Raw genomic sequence first — 21520 nt, 5'->3', positions numbered from 1 at the left:
TTCGTTTGAAAATATATCCAATTTGTTTTTTCTTCTTCCTTTTATCTCTTTGGACACCTGTTTTTTCTCAAAAAGGGAAATTACAAGGATTTATTGTTGATAATGACAAAAAACCAATTTCGGATGTTAATGTTTCGGTTCAAGGGTATGCATCTCAAAGCAATAGCCAAGGATTTTATTCGATAGCGATTCCTTCAGATGAAAAAGTTGCAGTTGTATTTAGTCATATTTCGTTCAAAAAAGCCACATTGATTTTGAAGGTAACTCCAAATGAAGTGGTAGATTTTAACTTGGTCTTAAGCGAAAAAGAGGAACAAATGGGGGAGGTGTTTGTAAATGCCAACAATAAAAAAAGCGTTCAAGGGATTTTGACCATAGAGCCAGCCACATTAAAGAATATTCCAGGAGCCAATCCTGGTATAGAAAATGTATTGAAGTCTTTGGCAGGAGTAAATTCCAATAGCGAATTAAGTTCGCAATATGCTGTTCGTGGAGGAAATTATGATGAAAATTTAGTCTATGTTAATGAAGTAGAAGTCTATCGGCCTTTTTTGATTAGGTCAGGTCAACAAGAAGGCTTGAGTTTTACCAATACAGATTTGATTCAAAATGTGGATTTCTCTGCAGGTGGTTTTCAAAGTAAATTTGGCGACAAGTTATCTTCTGTTTTGGATATATCTTATCGAAAACCTACACAATTTGGTGCAACTGTAGAAGCTAGTTTTTTAGGTGGAAGCGCCTCTTTGGATTTGGTTTCAAAAGACAAGCGATGGACAGCAATTACGGGTGTGCGTTATAGAAATAATAGTTTATTGGTCAACAGTCAAGAAACACAAACCAATTATACCCCATCGTTTGTTGATGTACAAACAGCCATCAATTTCCAAGCTTCTTCAAAATGGCAATGGAGTTTTTTAGGAAATATTTCTCAAAACAAATACAATTTTGAACCTCTAACGCGTCAAACTAATTTTGGTACGATAGATAATCCTCAAGCGTTGTTGATTTTTTATGAAGGCCAAGAGCGAGATCAATATCAAACTTATTTTGGAGCTTTAAAATCTTCGTTTAAACTTAATGAATATTCCACATTTAAGTTTATTGGCTCTATGTATCATGCGATTGAACAAGAGTATTTTGATATTTTAGCTGAATACCGTTTGGGAGACATAGATACCAATATTGGCTCTGAAACCTTGGGAGATGTTTCGTTTTCAAGAGGAATTGGTTCACAATTGAATCATGCTCGAAATGATTTGGATGCCTTAATTGCTAATGCAGAGTTTAAAGGTATTCATGACTGGAAAAACAATCTTGTCGAATGGGGAGTAAAATACACTCGTGAATCAATACGAGACAGAATTAATGAATGGGAAGTGATTGATTCTGCTGGTTTTGCATTAAATCCTCCTCGTTTTTTGCCTAAAAAAGATGAACCTTATACAATTTACAATGGCCCTTTGGCTCCCTACCAAGATGTGAGAGCAATTAATTTCAATACTATCAATCGTTTTTCGGGCTATCTGCAATGGAGTCGTAAGGCCAATTTAGGTACTAGTTTGGTTTGGTATAATTTGGGAGTTAGAATGCACAGTTGGCAAGTTTTAGGAGGTGCTGTTTCTGGTGATCAACAATTAACATTTAGCCCAAGAGCTCAGTTTACCATTAAACCTAATACTAAGGCGAATCTTTTGTTTCGATTGTCTGGTGGAATGTACCATCAACCGCCTTCTTACAGAGAACTTCGTGATAGTGATGGGGTAGTTCAGCCCAATGTACAAGCCCAGCAATCAATACATATGGTTCTTGGGAATGATTATAGTTTTAATTTGTGGAGTCGTCCTTTTAAATTAGTAACAGAACTTTACTATAAATCATTGTCCGATGTCAATACCTATACTATCGACAATGTTAGGATTCGGTATCAAGCCAATAATGATGCAAAAGCATATGCGCAAGGAATTGATGTGAGATGGAATGGCGAATTTGTTCCGGGTACTGAATCTTGGATAAGCTTTGGCTATCTAAAAACCGAAGAAAATAGTAGTGGAAAAGGATTTATAGCTCGTCCCACAGATCAACGATTAAAGTTTGCCATGTTGTTTCAAGATTATATGCCAAATATTCCTAGTGTTAAATTGTATCTCAATTTGGTATACAACACAGGCTTACCAGGAGGTTCTCCATCGTATGCAGACCCTTATTTGTATCAAAACAGACTCAGAGATTACCGTAGAGCCGATGTTGGGTTTTCAAAACTTCTAGTCGATAGAAGTGCTTCAAAACACTATGGGAAATGGGCCGATAGTTTTCAAGAACTGGCTATTGGACTTGAAGTTTATAATATCTTTAATAATCAAAATGCTATTACCAACACTTGGGTACGAGACGTGTATACCAAAAATCAATATGGAATTGCTAATTATATGACAACTAGAGTTTTTAACATCAAATTGAATGCGCGTTTTTAATTCGTCAACTAACGATTATTTACTGTGATTTCAAAACATAAAGTGTAGGGTTTTATTAGAATTGTTTACTTTTGAAAATAAATTATGTTTAGCATGAAGATTCAATCAATAATCAGTGGTTTGTTTTTACTTTTTTTGATGGTGAGTTGCCAGAAAGAGGTTGAAAAACCTAAAGTGATATACGATAATTCGTCCAAAAATACAGTGGCACCAAAACTAGATTCTACAAAAGTAGAAATTGCCGATTTACCAGTTCAAATGGAAGGAACCGACTATTTGATTCATCCTATAGGCGATTTGCGTATTTATGAAAGAGGCTCCAAGTCCCGTTATGGTTCTTCAGCAGTAAATGACGTAAGTTTTACCATTAGCAATGTAGCACAATATGAGATAACAGGTTTTTTGCAGAACTTAAAATTTCAAAAGATTGATTCGGATTCAATTCGTCAGTTAACGGATCAACCTATTTTGATTGAAACTGCTACTTATTTAAAAACAGTCTCAGATCGTATCAAAAAGCAAATTATGGCCTACACTTTGGTTGATGCGGATACCAATAAAGATGGGAAATTAGACACCAATGATATCAATACTTTGTATTTGAGCACTATTAGCGGTGATAATTTTACTAAAGTTTCTACAGATTTAGAGGAACTTATCGATTGGAATTTAATCGAGTCTTCGAATAGATTGTATTTTAGGACTATTGAGGATACCAATAAAAATGGTCAGTTTGATCAAAAAGATGTGGTACATTATAATTATATCGATTTGAATAAGAACGATTGGAAAGTTGTTCGTTATTCTCCAATTTAATTATATCAAAATATCGCTTTCTAAGTCTGATTTCTCTATAGCAATATTATAACCTAATTGGGTTACTAGTTGAATTACAAGATTTTTATACCAATTCTCAGACTTTGGGTGAATGTATATTTTTTCTATTAGTTGATTCACATCGACATTAATTTTTAACCCATCATTTAGTTTCAAATTATTTTGGGTTACATCGCTAATAATGCGAACTTCTCTTTCGTATTGAAAACTTTTCCTTTTGTATAAAAAAGGGAAAAATAAATCATCAAAAGGGATGTATTCTTTTTTGTAGTCAATATAATTTACCTCACCAATATATTGTTGAAAATGATCTTCAGGAAGCAATGCTTTTTGTAATCTTCCTATGGTCGATTGTATGGCAAGTCCTTCACTGTTTTGTGTGAAAATTTGCCACATTGCAAAAGATTCATATTCGTTAATGTGCCAACTACTGATTGCGACTTTTTCCCGATGAGTTTTATAATAATTTAAAAAGTCAGGATTGTCTTTGGATAATTTTCTGATTTCTTCAAAAGTAGGCTCACTAAAAGTGCCTTCGTACTGGTCTTCGAATTTGTCGGACCTAGACATGAATAATTTTTTGGATAATAATAAATCTAAAAATTTAGACAAGTCTAGGTATTTCCAGACAATTGTTTCAGGGTCTTCAGGTAATTTAATGTTGGGGTTGTCTAAATACATTTGTTGAATTTAAAAAAGAAAAAATCTTGTTTAAAGATACAAATCATTTGAGACTATTCAAGGGATTGCATGGTTACTAATTTGTTGTATGTACCATTTAGTGCAATCAATTCTTCGTGAGTGCCTTGCTCAACAATTTTTCCTTTTTTCATTACCACAATTACATCTGCTTTTTGAATGGTAGAAAGACGATGTGCAATAACAATAGAGGTTCTGTTTTGCATCATGTTTTCAAGTGCAACCTGAACAAATTTTTCGCTTTCGGTGTCTAATGCTGATGTAGCTTCATCCAAAATCATAATCGGAGGGTTTTTAAGTACCGCTCTAGCTATAGATAAACGTTGCTTTTGCCCGCCTGAAAGTTTGTTACCACTATCTCCAATGTTGGTGTAAATGCCATTAGGGAGGTCTTTCACAAATTCGTATGCATTAGCAATTTTTAAAGCATCTGTGATTTCTTCGTCGGTGGCGTTGTGTTTGCCAAGTGAAATATTGGCTTTAATGGTGTCGTTAAATAAAATACTATCTTGAGTTACCAATCCCATTAAGCCACGAAGTGATTGTAAATCGATGTCTTTAATATCCGTTCCATCAATTGATATGTTTCCTTCGTTTACATCATAAAAACGAGTGAGCAAGTTGGCTATTGTACTTTTTCCGCTACCAGATTGTCCTACAAGTGCAACAGATTGTCCTTTTTTTACCTGCAAAGAGAAATTTTTCAAAACATTCTCGTCTTCATACTTAAAGTTGATGTTAGAGATGGTGATGTCTGATTCAAAAGCCTTTTTTTGAATGGCATTTTCTTTGGATGTGATTTCGTTTTCTACATCTAAAACTTCAAAAACACGTTCTGCTGCGGCCAATCCATTTTTTACGGAATAGGATGCTTTTGAAATGGCTTTAGCTGGTGTGAGAATGTTAAATGCTAGTGTTAAATAAACAATAAAAGAAGCTCCGTCTAGTGTTTTGTCATTTAGGACTAAAAGGCCGCCATAAAAAAGCAAAATAGCTATAGTGGTTACTCCCAGAAATTCGCTCAATGGTGTTGCGAGGTTATTTCGACTTCCTATGCTGTTATTTAAATTCAACAATCGTGTTACAGAATTATTGAATGTCCCTTTAAAAGTCGGTTCAGCATTATAACTTTTAATTACTTTTAATCCACCTAATGTTTCTTCAACCACAGAAATTAGCGATCCACTTTCTTTTTGAGCTTCAGCTGATTTGCTTCTTAGATTTTTTGCCAATTTTGAGATGATCCAACCCGAAATAGGCATAAAAATGAGAACAAATAAAGTTAATTTTGTGCTGATAGCAAACATCATCCCTAAGGCAAAAACGATGGTTAGAGGTTCTTTAACTACTAGCTCTAGGATAGAAAAAAAAGAATTTTGAACTTCGTTTACATCTCCTAGCATGCGTGCCATCATGTCACCTTTTCTTTTTTCTGAATAATAAGAAATTGGCAACTCAATAATTTTAGCATACATGGATCGTCTCAAATCCTTTAAAACACCGTTCTTAAGATGCATGATATGGTATGAAGCCAAATAGTTGAATAAATTTTTGATGAAAAATGTTGTAATTACCATTGCTACAACAAACAAAAGTACAACCTCTGTACTTTGGTTTTCTGATAATGATGTTATTTTGAAATTTATGTATTCTGTTACATAATCTTTAAGATGTCCTATTCCTGAGTATATTGGTTGAGTATAATTTTTTTTATCTTCCGTTTTCCCAAAAAGAACTTGTAAAACAGGAAACAAGGTCAACATCGAAATCGTGCTAAACAAAGCATATAATATATTGTAAATCACATTCCAAATAATATGGGATTGATAAGGTTTGGTAAAGGGTATTAATTTTTTTATATTAGGATCCATTTGAATTGTTTGTTATCATCAAGACCCGATGAGTTTTTGGGCTTATCGGGTCTGTCAGAAAGAATGATGTTTTTGTATATTAATTCAATTGCATTGCAGCAATGATGTTTTTTATTTTTTGATCTAAAATATGTTCTACGGCATCAAAATCAGTTGCTGTTTCTAAATCGGCATTTACACTGATGTAAAATTTAATTTTAGGTTCGGTTCCGCTTGGTCTAGCGCAAATTTTTGAACCATCTTCTGTGTAGTAAATAAGGACATTAGATTTTGGAATATCCATAGTCAATTCTTCGCCAGACAACAAATTTTTGGCAATTGAAGATTGGTAGTCTTCTACCATAATTACACGTTGACCGTCAATTTCCTTTACTGGATTTTCGCGTAAATCAATCATCATTTGGTTGATGGCCTGTAATCCGTCCATTCCTTTTTTGGTTAGCGAAACTAAGTGTTCTTTGTAAAAACCGTGATCTACATAAAGGTTGATTAACTCTTTGTAAACGGAGCTGCCGCTTGCTTTTGCTTGAGCAGCCACTTCACAAATTAGAAGCGTTGCAGCCACGGCATCTTTATCTCTTACGGCATCGCCTACCATAAAACCAAAACTTTCTTCTCCACCACCAATGAATTCCAATTCAGGGAAATCTTTGATCATTTTGGCAATCCATTTGAATCCTGTCAAACCTACTTTACATTCTACATCGTAGGCTGTTGCCAATTCCATCATCATTGGTGTAGAAACTATGGTAGAACCCACAAATTGCTTACCGTTAATTTTACCAGCTTGTTTCCATTTCTCCAATAAGAATGCGGTCATCAAAATCATCGTTTGATTTCCGTTTAACAAGACCATTTTCCCCTCATTATTTCGAACGGCTACACCTAAACGGTCACAATCTGGGTCAGTTCCCACCACAATGTCAGCATTTGTTTTATCAGCTAATGCTAACGCCATTGTTAGTGCTTCTGGTTCTTCTGGATTGGGTGATTTTACGGTTGGGAAATCGCCATTTGGTACAGCTTGTTCCTCTACAATATGTACATTTGGATATCCAGCTTTAGAAAGCGTTTCAGGGATAATTGTAATAGAAGTTCCGTGTAAAGAGGTGAAAACAATGTTTAAATTCTCTTTGGCAGTTGCTGGAGTAGCAAAACTTGCATTTTCTATAGACGATTGAATGAAAGCTTGATCAATCTCTGTGTCAATAAAATGAATTAAGTCTTCGTTGGCCGTGAAATTAATTTCATCATATTTCAGATTCTCAATCACATTGATGATTTCTCCGTCTTGAGGAGGAACGATTTGTCCGCCATCTTGCCAATATACTTTGTAGCCATTATATTCTGGAGGATTGTGAGATGCAGTTAGTACAATTCCACAATGGCAGTTCAAATGTTTTAAAGCAAAAGATAATTCGGGAGTAGGTCTCAAGTCTGAAAAAAGAAATACTTCGATACCATTAGCAGAAAATACATCAGCTACAACTTTTGCTAACGTTTTACTGTTGTGACGACAGTCGAAAGCAATAGCTGTTTTTATTTGCTCTCCAGGAAAAACACTTTTTAAGTAATTGGATAGTCCTTGAGTGCTTTTTCCTAAGGTATATTTGTTGATTCTGTTATCACCTACACCCATAACGCCACGCATTCCACCAGTTCCAAATTCTAAGTTCTTATAAAAACTCTCTTCTAAGTCTTTTGGAGCGGAAGTCATTAACTCTTTTACAGCATCTTGTGTAGCTGAATCAAATGTTGGGGTAAGCCAAACATTTAGTGCGTCAAGGATGTTTTGAGGGATGTACATTGTATACTTATTTTATATGAAACAATAAATTGTAATTGAATTTGATGAGGTTTAATTATAAATTGATTTGATTCGCAATTTTGTATCGCGCTTCATTGCTTTTGGTCCTTAAAATAATTTCACCCAAAAAACCAGCTAAAAATAGTTGCGTTCCCAAAACCATGGTAGTTAAAGCAATATAAAACCATGGGTTGTTGGTAACCAAAGTGTATTTCATATCGTTATACATATGATACAATTTGGAAATTCCAATGTAAGCCGCAGCTATAAAACCGATTATAAACATTAAAGAGCCAATGGCTCCAAAAAGATGCATGGGTCTTTTGCCAAAACGAGATAAAAACCAGATGGTAATCAAATCCAAAAAGCCATTAATGAAACGGTCTATTCCAAATTTGGTTTCTCCGTATTTTCTAGCTTGATGTTGTACAACTTTTTCTCCAATTTTTCCAAAACCAGCATTTTTAGCCAAAACTGGAATATATCGGTGCATTTCGCCAGAAACTTCAATGTTTTTGACTACTACATTTTTATAGGCTTTTAATCCGCAGTTGAAATCATTTAGTTCAACACCTGATGTTTTTCTAGCAGCCCAATTGAATAATTTGGAAGGAAGATTTTTGGCTACAACTGAGTCGTAGCGTTTCTTTTTCCAACCCGAAACCAAGTCATATTTTTGTTCGGTAATCATGTTGTATAATCCTGGAATTTCGTCAGGACTATCTTGTAAATCGGCATCCATGGTGATGATTACGTCACCTTTGGCTTGAGCAAATCCAGCATGTAACGCTTGTGATTTGCCGAAGTTTTTCATAAAACGAATCCCTTTCACGTTGGGATTTGTTGTAGCAAAATTTTCAATAATAGTCCAAGAATTGTCGGTACTTCCGTCGTCCAAAAAAAGGATTTCATAGGAGTAGTTATTGGATTGCATCACTTTTAGAATCCAAGTGTACAATTCTTGTAAGGATTCCTCTTCGTTAAGAAGTGGTATTAGGATAGATAAATTCATTTACTTGTTTTATTCTTGAGAAGATCTTCTAGTTTTGAAAAAGGCAGCCATAATTAGTCCAAAGATGGAGCTGAAAATAAGGCTTGTTACCATTCCTTTTAATAAAGAATCGATATCATAAGGGCTGCTTTCTTTCATTCCTTTAATGGCTTCATTTATAGATGAGGAAGGAGCTCCAAATTTTTGCATCATGTTGATGGTGTATTTTATGGTAATCTCATTTAAAGTTTCTTTGGCAGAAGGATCGATGAAATTGAAAAGCATAATATTAAATAGAGTAGAAATCAATATTCCAACGACTGCTGAAATAAAGTAAGTGGTAAAAGCATCTTTAAAGGAAAAATCACCATTGATTTCTTTTTTAGTTTTCGATAAAAGAACAATTCCAATTATTAGATATATTACAATACTAATTGCTCCAATCCATGGTTTGATAAAAAGATTTAAGTCAACAGCATAAATTGTTGAAGTCAACAAACAAGAGATAATTCCTGTTACTATACCAAAAGTAATCCCATTCTTTTTTATAATTTCATTGATCATATAGGTTCGGTTTTTAATTAATCTACAAATATAAGAATTCTCCAATTTAAAGTGGATTAAAAAATGTTTTTTAGCCAAATACAAAAAAAAAGCAACAATGGTTTGTATATCTAAAAATAAGTGTAAATTTGCACACTCAAAAATAATAGTGTAAATAAAAAGTTATAAGATGTTTATACCTTTTCATTCAGAAGAAAAGCTGCAAAACAAATTATAATTGAACCAATAAAAAAAGATTTAAGATGAAAAAAGGTATTCACCCAGAAAATTACAGATTAGTTGCTTTTAAAGACATGTCAAATGATGATGTTTTTATTACTAAATCTACAGCTGAAACAAAAGAAACAATTATTCACGAAGGTGTTGAATATCCAGTAGTGAAAATGGAGATTTCTAGAACTTCTCACCCTTTTTACACAGGTAAATCTAAACTTATCGATACTGCAGGACGTATTGATAAATTCAAAACTAAATACGCAAAACACGTTAAATAATTTTAACTCGTTTTTAAATACAATGAAGCCTTTCTTTTTAGAAAGGCTTTTTTTGTTTGGCTTTGTTTGGATAGAATTTATACCATAAAATGATTTAACTTTGTGCGTGATAACCAAATCGAAAAAGAAACAATAGCCAAATCAATTTTTTATGAATTACATTCTTTTTGACGGTCCCGCTCGAAATGCTTTGTTGCCGTTTACTTTTACCCGTCCCGTTGCCGATATTTTGGTGGGCATTATGACCATTCGCCAAAAATGGGAACTGCATCTTGGGTCAACTACCACTACTTTAACCGAAGAATACTTGTCTGATAAATATCCAATTGTAGAATTGGAAGGCAATGTTATGATTAATGCTTCTTTTTTGCCCAATGCAATTTTAGCAGAATTGGTAAGTAACTTAGAGCCCAATCAAGCCATTTTCAAGAAAGATGAAATCATTGCTTTTTATACCTCTGAAAATCAAGAAGAAGTTGATTTTGATACTTATGAAATCATTGAATACAACGACGATTGTATTACAATTGAAAATACTTGGGATATTTTTTCTAAAAATGATATCGCAATAAGAGAAGATTTTGAACTTTTAACGCAAGACAGACGTTCTCAGCCTATTCCTAAAAGTGTAAACGTAATTGCACCCGAGAATGTATTTATTGAGGAAGGAGCTAAGCTGGAATTTGTAACCTTAAATGCTTCTTCGGGTCCAATTTATATTGGTAGAGATACCGAGATTATGGAAGGTTCTGTGATTCGTGGTCCATTTGCACTATGCGATAATGCACAAGTGAAAATGGCTTCAAAAATTTATGGAGCAACTACTGTTGGTCCGTATTCTAGAGTAGGAGGAGAGGTTAAAAATGTAGTGATTTTTGCTTATTCTAACAAAGGGCACGATGGGTTTTTAGGGGACTCAGTGTTAGGAGAATGGTGTAATATTGGTGCAGATAGCAACAATTCAAATCTTAAAAACAACTATGAAGAAGTTCGTTTGTGGAGCTATCAAACGGAAGGTTTTGCCAAAACAGGGCTACAGTTTTGTGGGTTGATGATGGGAGATCATAGTAAATGCGGTATCAATACAATGTTTAATACAGGAACCGTTGTAGGAGTGAGTGCTAATATCTTTGGAAGTGGGTTTCCTAGAAATTTTGTTCCAAGTTTCTCATGGGGAGGAGCTTCTGGATTTACTACCTATCTAACAAAAAAAGCTTTCGAAACAGCACGTTTGGTAATGGCTCGAAGAAATATTGTTTTTGATGAAAAAGAAGCAGCAATTCTAGAGCACGTTTTTGAAATTACTAAAAAGTATCGTAAAGAATAGTAATTATTAATAAGAGCGCTGTAAGTTATTAAGAAGGGCTTAGTAGAGAATCCAGATTGGATTTCTGTTTAGCCCTTCTTTATGTTCTTAAGTTAATAATAATTGTTTTTTAAAAGCCACTAACATTTAATCGGCCACCAGTTACGCATTTTCCAGATAAGGAGCTAGTTGGGATTGCACTGTTTAATATTGCTGCTTTTATAGTAGCTGCACTTGATCCTGGGTGAGTTGATGCATATAAAGCACAAGCTCCTGTTACATGTGGTGTAGCCATCGAGGTGCCATTATAGGAGCCGTAAGAATTTCCAGTTGCATTTGGCAAAGTAGAAAAAATACCTGAGCCAGGAGCTCCGATGTCAACTTTAGTAGCGCCAAAATTAGAAAAACTACTTACTCCTCCAGTACTAGTTATTGCAGCTACTGCAATTATATTTGCATTTGGATAATTTGAAGGGTAATTAGCAACGTTGTCGTTGTTGTCTCCAATCCCATCACTACCTCCATTACCCGCTGCAGCACAAAATAAGATATTTGCTGCATTTGCTCTCTCAATTGCGTCTTGTACTCCTTGAGAAAATCCTCCACCGCCCCAAGAGTTATTTGTAGCTACAATGTTTAAGTTGTGACGTAGTTTTAAGTCTGTAAAATAGTCAATAGCTTTAATAGAGTTTGCTGTAGTTCCACCTCTTCTTCCTAGAAATTTTGCTGAGATAAGTGTTACTTTCCAGTTTACTCCAGCAACTCCTTTGCCATTTCCACCAACAGCTCCAATAGTTCCTGAAACATGTGTCCCGTGGTCGTCTATTGTTCCGTCATAAGTGCTATTGTCGTTTTTGTCAAAATCCCAACCTCGAACATCATCTATATACCCGTTGCCGTCGTTGTCAATTCCATCAATTGGGTCGAAAGGGTTGGTCCAGAAATTGGCTGCTAGGTCTTCATGGGAAAATTGAGCTCCTTCATCAATTACTCCAATATAAACCGTATTAGAACCAGTTTTTCCAGCAGCCCAAGCTTCTCCAGCTTGGCTTCCAAATTGGTTTGTAGGTGAGGTGGCGTCTCCATACATACCCCAAAGCGAGCCATTAGTATAATAGAGATCGTTTGAGATTTCAAAATGTTGATAAATCCAATTGGGTTCAGCATATTCTACATCTGCTGAATTTTTAAGCATTTGGATCGCTTCCATAGTTCCTAACTTAGTTGTAACTAATAAAAGTTCGCCATCTTTAATCCCTTTATTAGTGTTGGAAGTTTTCATTGCATTAGTGCTAATAGTTTCAACAACACTTGCGTTGATTAATGATAAAATGTTGGACTTGTTAATGGGTTTGCCTGTTATGCTAGTTGCTTTAAATTTAATAAGCACTTCTCCAGGAACAAATTTTAATTCTGTTTGATTTTGTGCAGATTCTTCTGTTAGTGTAACATCGTTCTCACATGATATTATCAATGTTGATAGAGCAAAAGTGAGCATTAAGAAAGTGTTTTTTTTCATAATTTGCTTAGTTTTTTGGTTGTTAATGAAATCAAATATACATAATGTTTTTTATTATTTCGTGTAATGTATTATAAATCAATATGTTTGATTTTAGTTTTACAAAATGATTATTAAGTTTAAAAACCTATTTCTCAATTTGTGCAATATTCTATTTGAGTTATCTTTGCCCTTTTTAATTTATTGAGGAAAGAGCTTCAAATCTCTAACTTCTAATTTCTAATTTTATATAATGATTACAGTAAACGATATTGCCGTTGAATTTGGTGGCACAACTCTTTTTAGCGAAGTTACTTTTGCTATCAATGAAACCGATAAAATTGCCCTTATGGGTAAAAATGGAGCGGGAAAATCTACTTTGTTAAAGATTGTAGCAGGGGTAAACAAACCTACACGCGGGGTTATTTCGGCTCCAAACGATGCCGTAGTTGCTTATTTGCCGCAACATTTATTAACGGAAGATAATTGTACTGTGATGGAAGAAACATCCAAAGCATTTGCGGGCGTTTTGAACATGAAAAAAGAAATTGACGAAATCAATGAGCAATTGACTATTCGTACTGATTATGAAAGTGACGAGTATATGAAGTTGATTGAAAGAGTTTCAGAATTATCGGAGAAGTATTATTCTATCGAAGAGGTTAATTATGAAGCTGAAGTTGAAAAAATATTAAAAGGTTTAGGTTTTGAAAGAGAAGATTTCAATCGTCCAACGAAAGAATTTTCTGGCGGTTGGAGAATGCGAATTGAATTGGCAAAAATCCTTTTAACAAAACCCGATTTGATTCTACTCGATGAGCCAACCAATCACTTGGATATGGATAGTATCGAATGGTTAGAGGACTTTTTAATCAATCAAGCCAAAGCTGTTATGGTAATTTCACACGATAGAGCTTTTGTAGATAATATTACGAATCGAACTATCGAAGTGACAATGGGTAGAATTTATGACTACAAAGCCAAATATTCTCACTATTTAGAATTGCGAAAAGACAGACGCGTTCATCAGCAAAAAGCGTACGATGAGCAACAAAAATTTATCGCAGATAATCAAGCGTTTATTGAGCGTTTTCGTGGTACTTTTTCTAAAACCGATGCCGTACAATCTCGTGTGAGAATGTTGGAAAAACTTGTTCCTATCGAAGTAGATGAAATTGATACTTCGGCTTTGAAATTGAAATTTCCACCATCAGTTCGTTCTGGGCAATACCCTGTTATTGTGAAAGATTTGGAAAAATCCTATGGAGACAAATTGATTTTTAAAGATGCCAATTTAGTAATTGAGCGCGGTCAAAAAGTGGCTTTTGTGGGTAAAAACGGTGAAGGTAAATCTACCATGATTAAAGCCATCATGAAGGAAATCGAAATCAATGGAGGTTCTGTAGAAGTTGGACACAATGCACAAATTGGCTATTTTGCCCAAAATCAAGCCGCAATGTTGGATGAGAACGCAACCATATTTGAAACCATTGATAGAATTGCAGTGGGTGATGTTCGAACTCAAATAAAAAATATTCTTGGTGCCTTTATGTTTCAAGGAGATGACATTCAAAAGAAAGTAAAAGTACTTTCTGGTGGAGAAAAAACGCGTTTAGCAATGATTAAATTATTGTTAGAACCGGTAAATCTTCTAATTCTGGATGAGCCGTCCAATCACTTGGATATGAAAACCAAAGATATTATCAAAGATGCGTTGCGTGATTTTGATGGTACTTTAATTCTAGTTTCGCACGACAGGGATTTCCTTGACGGATTGGCAACAAAAGTTTTTGAATTTGGAAACAAACGTGTAGTAGAGCATTTTGAAGATATCAAAGGTTTCCTTGCTCATAAGAAAATGGATAGTATGCGAGAAATCGAAAAGAAATAATTTATTTTATTTTGAAATTATCAAAAAGGCAAGTGGTTCATTCTCTTGCCTTTTTTGTTTTATGTTGATTGTAATGCTTTTTTGCTTTTGAAATACAAGGCGATATAGGATAAAATAGCGCAAACTATTCCAATTATAATCATATTGTAAATTGGATTTTGTACTTGTGATAAGGTGCCTTCTTCAATTATTAGGATTCGAAACGCCTTTAAAAAGTGGGTCAATGGAATAATATTAGCCACGCCTTGAACCCAATTGGGCATTTGGCTCAGCGGCCAGCTAAAACCGCTCAAAATGAAACTCGGAGTAGCAATCACCATTAAAATTTCGGTGGCTTTGAGTTGATTTGGAATCAAGATACTTACTAGAATTCCGATAAAAGAAACCGAGAGGATAAAGATACCTGCCACACAAGTGAGTTGTGGAAGGTTCGTGAAAAAAGGAATTCGGAAATAAAAGGTAAAAAACCAATAGATAAGCCACACTCCAAAACTCATGACTAAATAAGGTATGATTTTAATGCTCATCATTTGTACAATCGAATTGCTTTTTTGGACTAATTGGCTAAAAGTACCGTTTTCGAATTCAGATGCAAAGGAAAGCGCTAAGGCTAATAACATGACTTGTTGTAGAACTGCCGATAAAACACCTGGCCAGAGATAATACATATAGTTGGTACTTCGATTGTATTTTTTTATGAAAGTTGTTTTAAAAGGTTCGTATTGAGAGGGAAGTATTTTTTCGGGAACACCTTGTTTTCTTAGGGTTTCCATTTGAATTCCAACCTTTAAAGTCCCTAAACAAACTTGTATTGCTGTTGATGCATAATTGGCAGTTAGAATATTGGCCGTATTAATTATGGTAGTTATTTCAGGATATTTCTTGGTAAACACCATTTTTTGAAAACCCTTTGGAATGATGACTACAGCATTGGCTTCTTTGTCAATAGTAATTTTTGCTATGTCATTTTGATCGTATAAAACCGCAGCTACATTGATAACTTCATCATCGTTAAACATCTCGATGGCTTTGGCGCTCATTTCGGTTTGATCATAATCTATTACTAGTATTGGTAAGTCGGTTACTTTTCCTTTGCTATATACATATCCTAATAATATGGCATACAAAAGTGGTGCGCCAATGAAAAGCATTCGCAACACACTATTTTGCCAAAACAATTGAAATTCTCTTTTTAAAAGCGAAAAGAAGTGCTGCATAATTATAAAGATAAAGTGGCTGATGTTTTTGAGATTAAATCTTTCGTGTCTTGTACTTGAATTGGTGTAATTTTGATTTCAAACAAACTCTCTTGCATTTCATAGTCGGGATAAGCGGTTGCGATATTCCCGTAGGCACTCAATTGTTTAATGGTAGTGATTTTTCCTTTGATGGATTGTTTGTTGTATGGGATAGTAACTACTACTTCTTGACCTTTTTTGATTTGGTTTAACTTGCTCTCTGCGATTGTAAACCTGAAATAGGTACTATTTTTTATAAATCCATTGAATAAAGTATAGCCTGGAAGCGCCAATTCTCCCAGATTTAAAGTTATGGTTTCGATGCTCATGTCTTGAGGCGCAATTACATATCGTTCTTTATTGGCAGTTTCTACTTCTTGTAGTGCCCCGTAGGCACGTTCTTGTTGTCCGAGCGCCATTTCTTGTTGTTCTTTTCGGGCACCTTTTTTTGCATCGTCCAATTCGGCTTGAACGGCATTGTATTGGGCTAAAGCGCCTTGGTATTTGGCAAAAGTTTCGTCGTAAGTTTGTTGTGGAATCAGAGAGTCTTTCAGCATATTATTCAAACGTTTAATCGATTTTTGCGCAAATTGATATTGTTCTTTTAGGGCCATTAGTTTGGCTTCCAATTGTTTGATTTGATTATCTGTTGCTCCTTTTACGGCCATATTGTATTGGGCTTTTGCCGAAAAAACAGCGCCTTCTGCTTGACTTTTTTTAGCATCGACTTCAGGAATATCCAAAATGGCAAGGGTGTCTCCTTTTTGTACCAAATCCCCTTCTTTAACTAGTAAACTGATGATTTTTCCAGGTACTTTGCTAACAATTGCAATTTGTTCTTTTTCTACTTTACCTTGAAGGAGTTCTTTTTTTTGGGATTGTTTACAACTCGCGCATAATAGTAGGGTGAGGAATGATAGGAGTGTATTTTTCATCTTTAGCTATATTTTGATTGGAATCTGATTTATTGTTTGTTAAGTTGTTTGGTAAGATCGCCAGTGGCAATTATCGTTTCTATAGCGGCCAAACGTTGGTCAATTAGGGTGTTGATTTTGCTTACGGCACTTTTGAAACAATCATTTTCAGCTTCTAATCGTTCAGAGACCGAGATAAGGCCTTGAGCGTATTGTTTCGAAGCAAGATTTAAATTGTTTTTTGAAATTTTTTCTTGTTGGTAAGCGATTTCTAATTTTTTATTTAAAACTGTATAATTGACCCAATTGTTTTCAAGTAGCAGTGCTAGTTTTTCTTTCGTATCATCAATTTGATTTTGCAGTTGATGGATGTTTATTTTGGCTTCATGAATTTTGTGTTGTCTTTCAAAACCTGTGAAAATCTCCCATTTTACAGCAGCTCCAACCATCCAATTGTTGCTTATGGTCAATTCGTTGAGTCCTAAATATAGTGCCTGATTGACTCCAGTGATTACTGGTGTAGTGGCTCTAGCATCGAATAAACTTGAATAGGTAACGCCTCCAAAGGCTCCAACTGTTGGGAGATAAGTGCCTTTTTCTTTTTTTAATAAAAATTCGTAAGCCGATTTAAAAGATTCGAGAGCTTTGATTTCCTGTTTGTTTTCAGTGTTTAATTGATTATTCAGGATAAGGTATGGTTCTAAATTGTAGGTGACCAAATTAATTTGTGAGGCATCGTAGCCGGTTAAATAGGTGATTTTTTTGTAAATCAGCTCTCTTTTTCCGTCAAGTTCTGCTTTTTTGGATTGTAACTCTAAAGCAGCAAGTTTGATTTTGTCTCGGTCATAGGGTACTGCTAGGCCTTGTTCGATGGCTTTTTGGACTCTTTTTGCTTCGGTTTGAAGACGATTTTTACTGTCTTTGATTAAGGTGTCAATAGCTTTCAAAAGCGACAATTGGTCAAAAGTATTAATAACCTCCTTAATGATTTGATCTTTTTCGGAATCTTTTAGGTATTGTGTTCCTTTGGTTTTTTCTTTGATTGCTTTGGCGCCATTAGGGATTTGCATACCACTAAACAAGACTGTTTTTGCCATAATGCTACCATTGAAAAGATTACCATAATTATCGAAAGGCGTTTTTCCGTCAAAAAGAGGATAATTGATAATGGGTATTTGAGTAGTGGGTAAATCTACCGTGAGTTTGTTGTCGAAATAAGAATATATGGCGCTAGCTTCAACCGTCGGAATGTATTTGTTCCAGATTCCTTTTTCTTGTAAATGCAATTTTTCAATTTCGAGTGTTTTGTTTTTTTGTGAAAGGCTTTTTTCTAAAGCTTTGTTTATGGCTTCGTCTAAAGTGGTTGAGATTTTTATTTGTCCCCAAGAAATGGAGATTGTAAAAAGAAAAACTATAAACCAATGTATAGGATAGTGGGTACTTCTTTTCATAGTTAATCGCTAAATAGATTGAAAACTAAATTTCAAAATGTTGTTGTTTTAAAAGTACAAAAAAATAACTATTTGGCTGTCAATTTTTTGTTTGTTATTAAACCTTTTGCAATTTTGTTTATCTTAGAGGTATAGTAATGGAAAAAAAATTAAATATGAAAAATGTATTGCCTTATTTGATACTTCTTTTGATGAGTTTTTTTAGTCTCTCGACTTATGCCCAATCCAATGACGAACCTGAGGCATTGGGGCTTCCTGGAGATAATTTGAATTTGTATGCGGTTTTAGATGTTTTTCAAAAATCAAAGACATTAGAGGATTTTGAGAAAGCTATAAATGATGAAGAAGGAAAAATCAATAATCTTGATTTGAACAACGATACTACTATTGATTATATTCAAGTAGTGAGTGAGAAAAAAGGAGAGGCTTATTTTGTGGTTTTGCAAGTAGCGGTCAATTCATCCGAAAAACAAGATGTTGCTGTTGTTGAGGTAACCAAAGATAAGAAAGGTCAGGTTTTAGTTCAAATCATTGGCGACGAAGAATTATATGGTAAAGATTATATCGTAGAACCTACAGAAGTGGCCAAGGTTTCGGGTACGCCAAATCCAGGCTATAAGGGCGAAGGAACGGTTATTATTAACAATAATACGACCAACAATTATAATTCAGATAGTGGATCAACAATTAACGCTTGGCCATTAGTGGTTTATATGTTTTCTCCCTTGTTTATTCCATGGCATTCTCCTTGGTATTGGGGGTATTATCCACCTTACTGGAGGCCTTGGCGCCCTGTTTTTTACCATAATTATTGGGGTTATCACAGACATTATTATGGAAATCGTTACTATCATAGAACGGTAATCATCCGAAATCCGGGTCACAGAGTGTATTACTCTAATCGAAGAACTACTTCGGTTGTGGTTAGAAATAACAGAGTTAATGGCAGTTACAGAGCGACTTATGATGGAAGAACGTATAGAACACCTGCTTCTCCAGCAGTTAGACCATCAACAAATCGTCCTTCGATACGACCAACAACGAGGCCAACTACGCGGCCTGCTAACTCTAATAACACTATGAGTCGTCCGTCTACAAGACCTACTGATAGATTGCAATCAACATCGAGACCTACAACTCCTAATGTGAGACCAAGTAGTCCAATGACGCGTCCAAGTGCTCCAGCATCAAGGCCAGCTGCAAGACCTGCCACACGAACTGCATCGGGAAATATGTCTAATAGAGGAGGAAGAAATTAGTTAAATTATAAAAGCTATCTGAAAAGGTAGCTTTTTTTATAGACGGATGCCAGGAGGTAGAAGTTCTTTGTAGCAAGGATTTTTTTTAAAGAAAAGAACTATTTTAGGTAAGATTGGGACGGCTTTCAAATTGCGTTCGCTAATAGTATCTAAGATTGCTTTGAAAAATTGGTGAATGGTTTCTTCATCAGAAAATGAATCGGGGGCATTGAATTTTGTCAAAAAAATCTTTTTTTCTTGAAAGGAATATTCAACGATTAAAAGTCCTTCGGGAACAATGGTTTCAAATTGTCTAGCAAAAATATTGTCTTTAATTTCCATTGTTGGGGCTGTTTTTCTGAAATTTGGATAAAATATAGGATTATTCTTTTGTAGTTGTAAAAGAATAAATACAAAGGTAATGAATTGATAATCAATAAATAGCGAATGTAAAATGTTTCTTGAGGTTCTTTTTTGTTTTTAAAGAAATGAAACGGAATAAAGTTGACTATTATTTTTCAAGGATAGTTGGTCTTTGTTATTTTAAAACTAAATTTAGCTTGTATTAGATTTGAAATATAATGAGTAAAATACCAGTTTATTTTATGCCGGGTTTGGCGGCAAGTTCCGCTATTTTTGAGAGAATAGATTTGCCCAAGGACGAATTTGAAGTCATTTTATTAGAATGGGAAATTCCATTGGGAAACGAAACACTTTCTGCGTATGCTAAGCGAATGAGTACTAAAGTTATTCATGAAAACCCTGTGCTCATCGGGGTTTCTTTTGGAGGTATTTTGGTTCAAGAAATGGTCGCTTTTTTGAATCCATTTCGTTTAATCATCATTTCTAGTGTTAAGAGCAATTTGGAATTCCCTAGACGAATGAAAGTTGCTAAGGCCACCAAAGCTTACAAATTGATTCCAACAAGTTTGATTTTAAATGTAGAAAATTTAGCAAAATTTTCATTTGGAGAAAAAATTAAAAGCCGATTACAGTTGTATGAAAAATTTCTTTCGGTTCGAGATATCACTTATTTGGATTGGGCTATAGAGCAGGTGATTTTGTGGGAACGAACCGAGGTTGATGCAAGAGTGATTCACATTCATGGCAACCAAGATGATGTTTTTCCAATAAAATATATCTCAAATGCAATCGTAGTACCTGGTGGAAATCACGCCATGATTTTGTTTCGATTCCGATGGTTGAATGAGCATTTACCCGAATTGATACAAAATGGTATAAAAAAGGCGACTAACTGATGAGTTAATCGCCTTTAGTTTTTAATTAAAATGCTTTAGATCTTTTTCATTTGATCCTTCATCATTGTAATTTGTTCTTTCAACATATTTTGTTTGTCTAGCTTTTTGGCTTCATTCAATAAATTAGTTGCTTCAAGTTTTCTTCTTCTGGAAAGAGCAATTCCTGCTAGGTTTAATTTGGCTACTGCCAAATCCATATCCATTGACAGTCCTAATTCAATCGCTTTTTTAAAAAATTTTTCTGCTTGGTTGATATTGGTTTGAGAAACCATAATCCCGTGAAGGTAATTAAAGTATCCTTGTTGTTTTCTAACCAAAGCTGTTTCAGGATTTTTAATATACGCTAACCATTTTTGAGCGCCAGGAAAATCTTGTTTTCTTAATTTTAAAAAGGCAAGTAAAATAAATTCATTTTTATAATAAAGAAAGATAGGGAAGGCGCTAAGGAATAAAAGGAAAATTCCGTTTCCAATATTTGATTCTGTAAATTGCCAAATTCCTGCAATGATGATTAATGCAGCAAGGATAAGTTTGATATTTTTGTGAAACATAATAGGTGTTAAATTTAGATTGCAAAGATAGTAAAAGGAATTAAAAATATTTTTATAAAACTACTTGCTAGAAAAAAAAGTCTTTGTATATTTGCACTCGGTTTTGGAATAAGGGTTAATCCAAACAAACAAGATATATAAATTACTATTTTAAAGATACAAAGCAATGAGCAAAAGAACATTTCAACCATCGAAAAGAAAAAGAAGAAATAAACACGGATTTATGGACAGAATGGCATCTGCGAATGGAAGAAAAGTTCTAGCGCGTAGAAGAGCTAAAGGAAGACACAAATTGACTGTTTCTAGCGAACCTAGACACAAAAAATAATGTTTTGATAAACATCATAAAGGCGTTACTTATTGTTAGTATCGCCTTTTTTTATACCCAAACGCGACAGGCGTTGATTAGTTTCCTCGGAATAAGTACAATAACACCACAA

General features: G+C 34.5%; 19 protein-coding genes. 8 read left to right on the top strand and 11 right to left on the bottom strand.

The genetic code is table 11. From position 1 onward, the window contains the following. Positions 1 to 5: 5 nt before the first annotated feature. Positions 6 to 2471: a TonB-dependent receptor gene (locus ACSVH5_RS08585; protein ID WP_438061030.1), complete on the top strand. Its 2466-nt coding sequence runs from the start codon at positions 6 to 8 to the stop codon at positions 2469 to 2471. A gap of 93 nt (positions 2472 to 2564) precedes the next feature. Then, positions 2565 to 3287, top strand: coding sequence for a hypothetical protein (locus ACSVH5_RS08580; RefSeq protein ID WP_438061029.1), 723 nt, complete (start codon positions 2565 to 2567; stop codon positions 3285 to 3287). Here the strand turns inward: ACSVH5_RS08580 and ACSVH5_RS08575 are convergent, their stop codons facing one another. The 5 genes from ACSVH5_RS08575 to ACSVH5_RS08555 all read right to left on the bottom strand — a co-directional run bounded on the left by ACSVH5_RS08575 (position 3288) and on the right by ACSVH5_RS08555 (position 9240). Then, positions 3288 to 3989 (bottom strand): hypothetical protein, encoded by a 702-nt coding sequence (locus tag ACSVH5_RS08575; protein WP_438061028.1) that lies wholly within the window; start codon positions 3987 to 3989, stop codon positions 3288 to 3290. A 53-nt stretch (positions 3990 to 4042) separates the two neighbouring features. Beyond that, positions 4043 to 5878 (bottom strand): ABC transporter ATP-binding protein, encoded by a 1836-nt coding sequence (locus tag ACSVH5_RS08570; RefSeq protein WP_438061027.1) that lies wholly within the window; start codon positions 5876 to 5878, stop codon positions 4043 to 4045. 79 nt (positions 5879 to 5957) lie between these two features. Next, positions 5958 to 7685, bottom strand: a complete 1728-nt coding sequence (locus ACSVH5_RS08565) for a phospho-sugar mutase (protein WP_438061026.1) — start codon at positions 7683 to 7685, stop codon at positions 5958 to 5960. A gap of 55 nt (positions 7686 to 7740) precedes the next feature. Then, positions 7741 to 8697: a glycosyltransferase family 2 protein gene (locus ACSVH5_RS08560; protein ID WP_438061025.1), complete on the bottom strand. Its 957-nt coding sequence runs from the start codon at positions 8695 to 8697 to the stop codon at positions 7741 to 7743. A 9-nt stretch (positions 8698 to 8706) separates the two neighbouring features. Continuing rightward, complete coding sequence (locus ACSVH5_RS08555; protein ID WP_438061024.1) at positions 8707 to 9240, bottom strand: DUF4199 domain-containing protein; 534 nt, start codon at positions 9238 to 9240, stop codon at positions 8707 to 8709. A 242-nt stretch (positions 9241 to 9482) separates the two neighbouring features. On the opposite strand from ACSVH5_RS08555, the gene ACSVH5_RS08550 reads away from it, so the two are divergent. Further along, positions 9483 to 9734, top strand: coding sequence for a type B 50S ribosomal protein L31 (locus tag ACSVH5_RS08550; protein WP_024981357.1), 252 nt, complete (start codon positions 9483 to 9485; stop codon positions 9732 to 9734). A 151-nt stretch (positions 9735 to 9885) separates the two neighbouring features. Continuing rightward, a complete protein-coding gene (locus ACSVH5_RS08545) occupies positions 9886 to 11061 on the top strand; it encodes a GlmU family protein (RefSeq protein ID WP_438061023.1) in 1176 nt (391 codons plus the stop codon). Between the two features lie 109 nt (positions 11062 to 11170). Here ACSVH5_RS08545 and ACSVH5_RS08540 read toward each other — a convergent pair whose 3' ends face one another. Beyond that, positions 11171 to 12559 (bottom strand): S8 family peptidase, encoded by a 1389-nt coding sequence (locus tag ACSVH5_RS08540; RefSeq protein WP_438061022.1) that lies wholly within the window; start codon positions 12557 to 12559, stop codon positions 11171 to 11173. A gap of 232 nt (positions 12560 to 12791) precedes the next feature. Here ACSVH5_RS08540 and ACSVH5_RS08535 point away from each other — a divergent pair, with 232 nt between their 5' ends. Further along, complete coding sequence (locus ACSVH5_RS08535) at positions 12792 to 14429, top strand: ABC-F family ATP-binding cassette domain-containing protein (protein WP_438061021.1); 1638 nt, start codon at positions 12792 to 12794, stop codon at positions 14427 to 14429. 59 nt (positions 14430 to 14488) lie between these two features. Here ACSVH5_RS08535 and ACSVH5_RS08530 read toward each other — a convergent pair whose 3' ends face one another. From ACSVH5_RS08530 to ACSVH5_RS08520, 3 genes are read right to left on the bottom strand one after another with little or no spacing between them, the layout of a single operon-like run. After that, positions 14489 to 15646 (bottom strand): ABC transporter permease, encoded by a 1158-nt coding sequence (locus tag ACSVH5_RS08530; protein WP_438061020.1) that lies wholly within the window; start codon positions 15644 to 15646, stop codon positions 14489 to 14491. A gap of 2 nt (positions 15647 to 15648) precedes the next feature. Further along, complete coding sequence (locus ACSVH5_RS08525; protein ID WP_438061019.1) at positions 15649 to 16602, bottom strand: HlyD family secretion protein; 954 nt, start codon at positions 16600 to 16602, stop codon at positions 15649 to 15651. A 29-nt stretch (positions 16603 to 16631) separates the two neighbouring features. Continuing rightward, positions 16632 to 18032 (bottom strand): TolC family protein, encoded by a 1401-nt coding sequence (locus tag ACSVH5_RS08520; protein WP_438061018.1) that lies wholly within the window; start codon positions 18030 to 18032, stop codon positions 16632 to 16634. A gap of 137 nt (positions 18033 to 18169) precedes the next feature. On the opposite strand from ACSVH5_RS08520, the gene ACSVH5_RS08515 reads away from it, so the two are divergent. Next, complete coding sequence (locus tag ACSVH5_RS08515; protein WP_438061017.1) at positions 18170 to 19291, top strand: hypothetical protein; 1122 nt, start codon at positions 18170 to 18172, stop codon at positions 19289 to 19291. A gap of 36 nt (positions 19292 to 19327) precedes the next feature. Here ACSVH5_RS08515 and ACSVH5_RS08510 read toward each other — a convergent pair whose 3' ends face one another. Beyond that, positions 19328 to 19612, bottom strand: coding sequence for a GNAT family N-acetyltransferase (locus tag ACSVH5_RS08510; RefSeq protein ID WP_438061016.1), 285 nt, complete (start codon positions 19610 to 19612; stop codon positions 19328 to 19330). Positions 19613 to 19851: 239 nt separating this feature from the next. On the opposite strand from ACSVH5_RS08510, the gene ACSVH5_RS08505 reads away from it, so the two are divergent. Next, positions 19852 to 20529, top strand: coding sequence for an alpha/beta fold hydrolase (locus tag ACSVH5_RS08505; protein WP_438061015.1), 678 nt, complete (start codon positions 19852 to 19854; stop codon positions 20527 to 20529). Between the two features lie 35 nt (positions 20530 to 20564). On the opposite strand, the gene ACSVH5_RS08500 is transcribed toward ACSVH5_RS08505, so the two are convergent. Then, positions 20565 to 21080 (bottom strand): DUF2892 domain-containing protein, encoded by a 516-nt coding sequence (locus ACSVH5_RS08500; protein WP_438061014.1) that lies wholly within the window; start codon positions 21078 to 21080, stop codon positions 20565 to 20567. Between the two features lie 166 nt (positions 21081 to 21246). Between ACSVH5_RS08500 and rpmH the strand changes: the two genes are divergently transcribed. Then, complete coding sequence (gene rpmH / locus ACSVH5_RS08495) at positions 21247 to 21408, top strand: 50S ribosomal protein L34 (RefSeq protein WP_008464848.1); 162 nt, start codon at positions 21247 to 21249, stop codon at positions 21406 to 21408. Positions 21409 to 21520 lie beyond the last annotated feature (112 nt).

The organism is Flavobacterium sp. RSSA_27, from assembly GCF_051547125.1.
Taxonomy (GTDB): Bacteria; Bacteroidota; Bacteroidia; order Flavobacteriales; family Flavobacteriaceae; genus Flavobacterium.
The sequence above is the reverse complement of the archived record's forward strand: the minus strand, read 5'-3'. Positions and strand labels throughout refer to the sequence as shown.

What these genes read in the sequence shown, in the direction of transcription:
- ACSVH5_RS08580 (WP_438061029.1), top strand. Translation starts at nt 2,565, where the DNA reads ATGAAGATTCAATCAATAATCAGTGGTTTGTTTTTACTTTTTTTGATG.
- ACSVH5_RS08575 (WP_438061028.1), bottom strand. Translation starts at nt 3,989, where the DNA reads ATGTATTTAGACAACCCCAACATTAAATTACCTGAAGACCCTGAAACA.
- ACSVH5_RS08570 (WP_438061027.1), bottom strand. Translation starts at nt 5,878, where the DNA reads ATGGATCCTAATATAAAAAAATTAATACCCTTTACCAAACCTTATCAA.
- ACSVH5_RS08565 (WP_438061026.1), bottom strand. Translation starts at nt 7,685, where the DNA reads ATGTACATCCCTCAAAACATCCTTGACGCACTAAATGTTTGGCTTACC.
- ACSVH5_RS08560 (WP_438061025.1), bottom strand. Translation starts at nt 8,697, where the DNA reads ATGAATTTATCTATCCTAATACCACTTCTTAACGAAGAGGAATCCTTA.
- ACSVH5_RS08555 (WP_438061024.1), bottom strand. Translation starts at nt 9,240, where the DNA reads ATGATCAATGAAATTATAAAAAAGAATGGGATTACTTTTGGTATAGTA.
- ACSVH5_RS08550 (WP_024981357.1), top strand. Translation starts at nt 9,483, where the DNA reads ATGAAAAAAGGTATTCACCCAGAAAATTACAGATTAGTTGCTTTTAAA.
- ACSVH5_RS08545 (WP_438061023.1), top strand. Translation starts at nt 9,886, where the DNA reads ATGAATTACATTCTTTTTGACGGTCCCGCTCGAAATGCTTTGTTGCCG.
- ACSVH5_RS08540 (WP_438061022.1), bottom strand. Translation starts at nt 12,559, where the DNA reads ATGAAAAAAAACACTTTCTTAATGCTCACTTTTGCTCTATCAACATTG.
- ACSVH5_RS08535 (WP_438061021.1), top strand. Translation starts at nt 12,792, where the DNA reads ATGATTACAGTAAACGATATTGCCGTTGAATTTGGTGGCACAACTCTT.
- ACSVH5_RS08530 (WP_438061020.1), bottom strand. Translation starts at nt 15,646, where the DNA reads ATGCAGCACTTCTTTTCGCTTTTAAAAAGAGAATTTCAATTGTTTTGG.
- ACSVH5_RS08525 (WP_438061019.1), bottom strand. Translation starts at nt 16,602, where the DNA reads ATGAAAAATACACTCCTATCATTCCTCACCCTACTATTATGCGCGAGT.
- ACSVH5_RS08520 (WP_438061018.1), bottom strand. Translation starts at nt 18,032, where the DNA reads ATGAAAAGAAGTACCCACTATCCTATACATTGGTTTATAGTTTTTCTT.
- ACSVH5_RS08515 (WP_438061017.1), top strand. Translation starts at nt 18,170, where the DNA reads ATGGAAAAAAAATTAAATATGAAAAATGTATTGCCTTATTTGATACTT.
- ACSVH5_RS08510 (WP_438061016.1), bottom strand. Translation starts at nt 19,612, where the DNA reads ATGGAAATTAAAGACAATATTTTTGCTAGACAATTTGAAACCATTGTT.
- ACSVH5_RS08505 (WP_438061015.1), top strand. Translation starts at nt 19,852, where the DNA reads ATGAGTAAAATACCAGTTTATTTTATGCCGGGTTTGGCGGCAAGTTCC.
- ACSVH5_RS08500 (WP_438061014.1), bottom strand. Translation starts at nt 21,080, where the DNA reads ATGTTTCACAAAAATATCAAACTTATCCTTGCTGCATTAATCATCATT.
- rpmH (WP_008464848.1), top strand. Translation starts at nt 21,247, where the DNA reads ATGAGCAAAAGAACATTTCAACCATCGAAAAGAAAAAGAAGAAATAAA.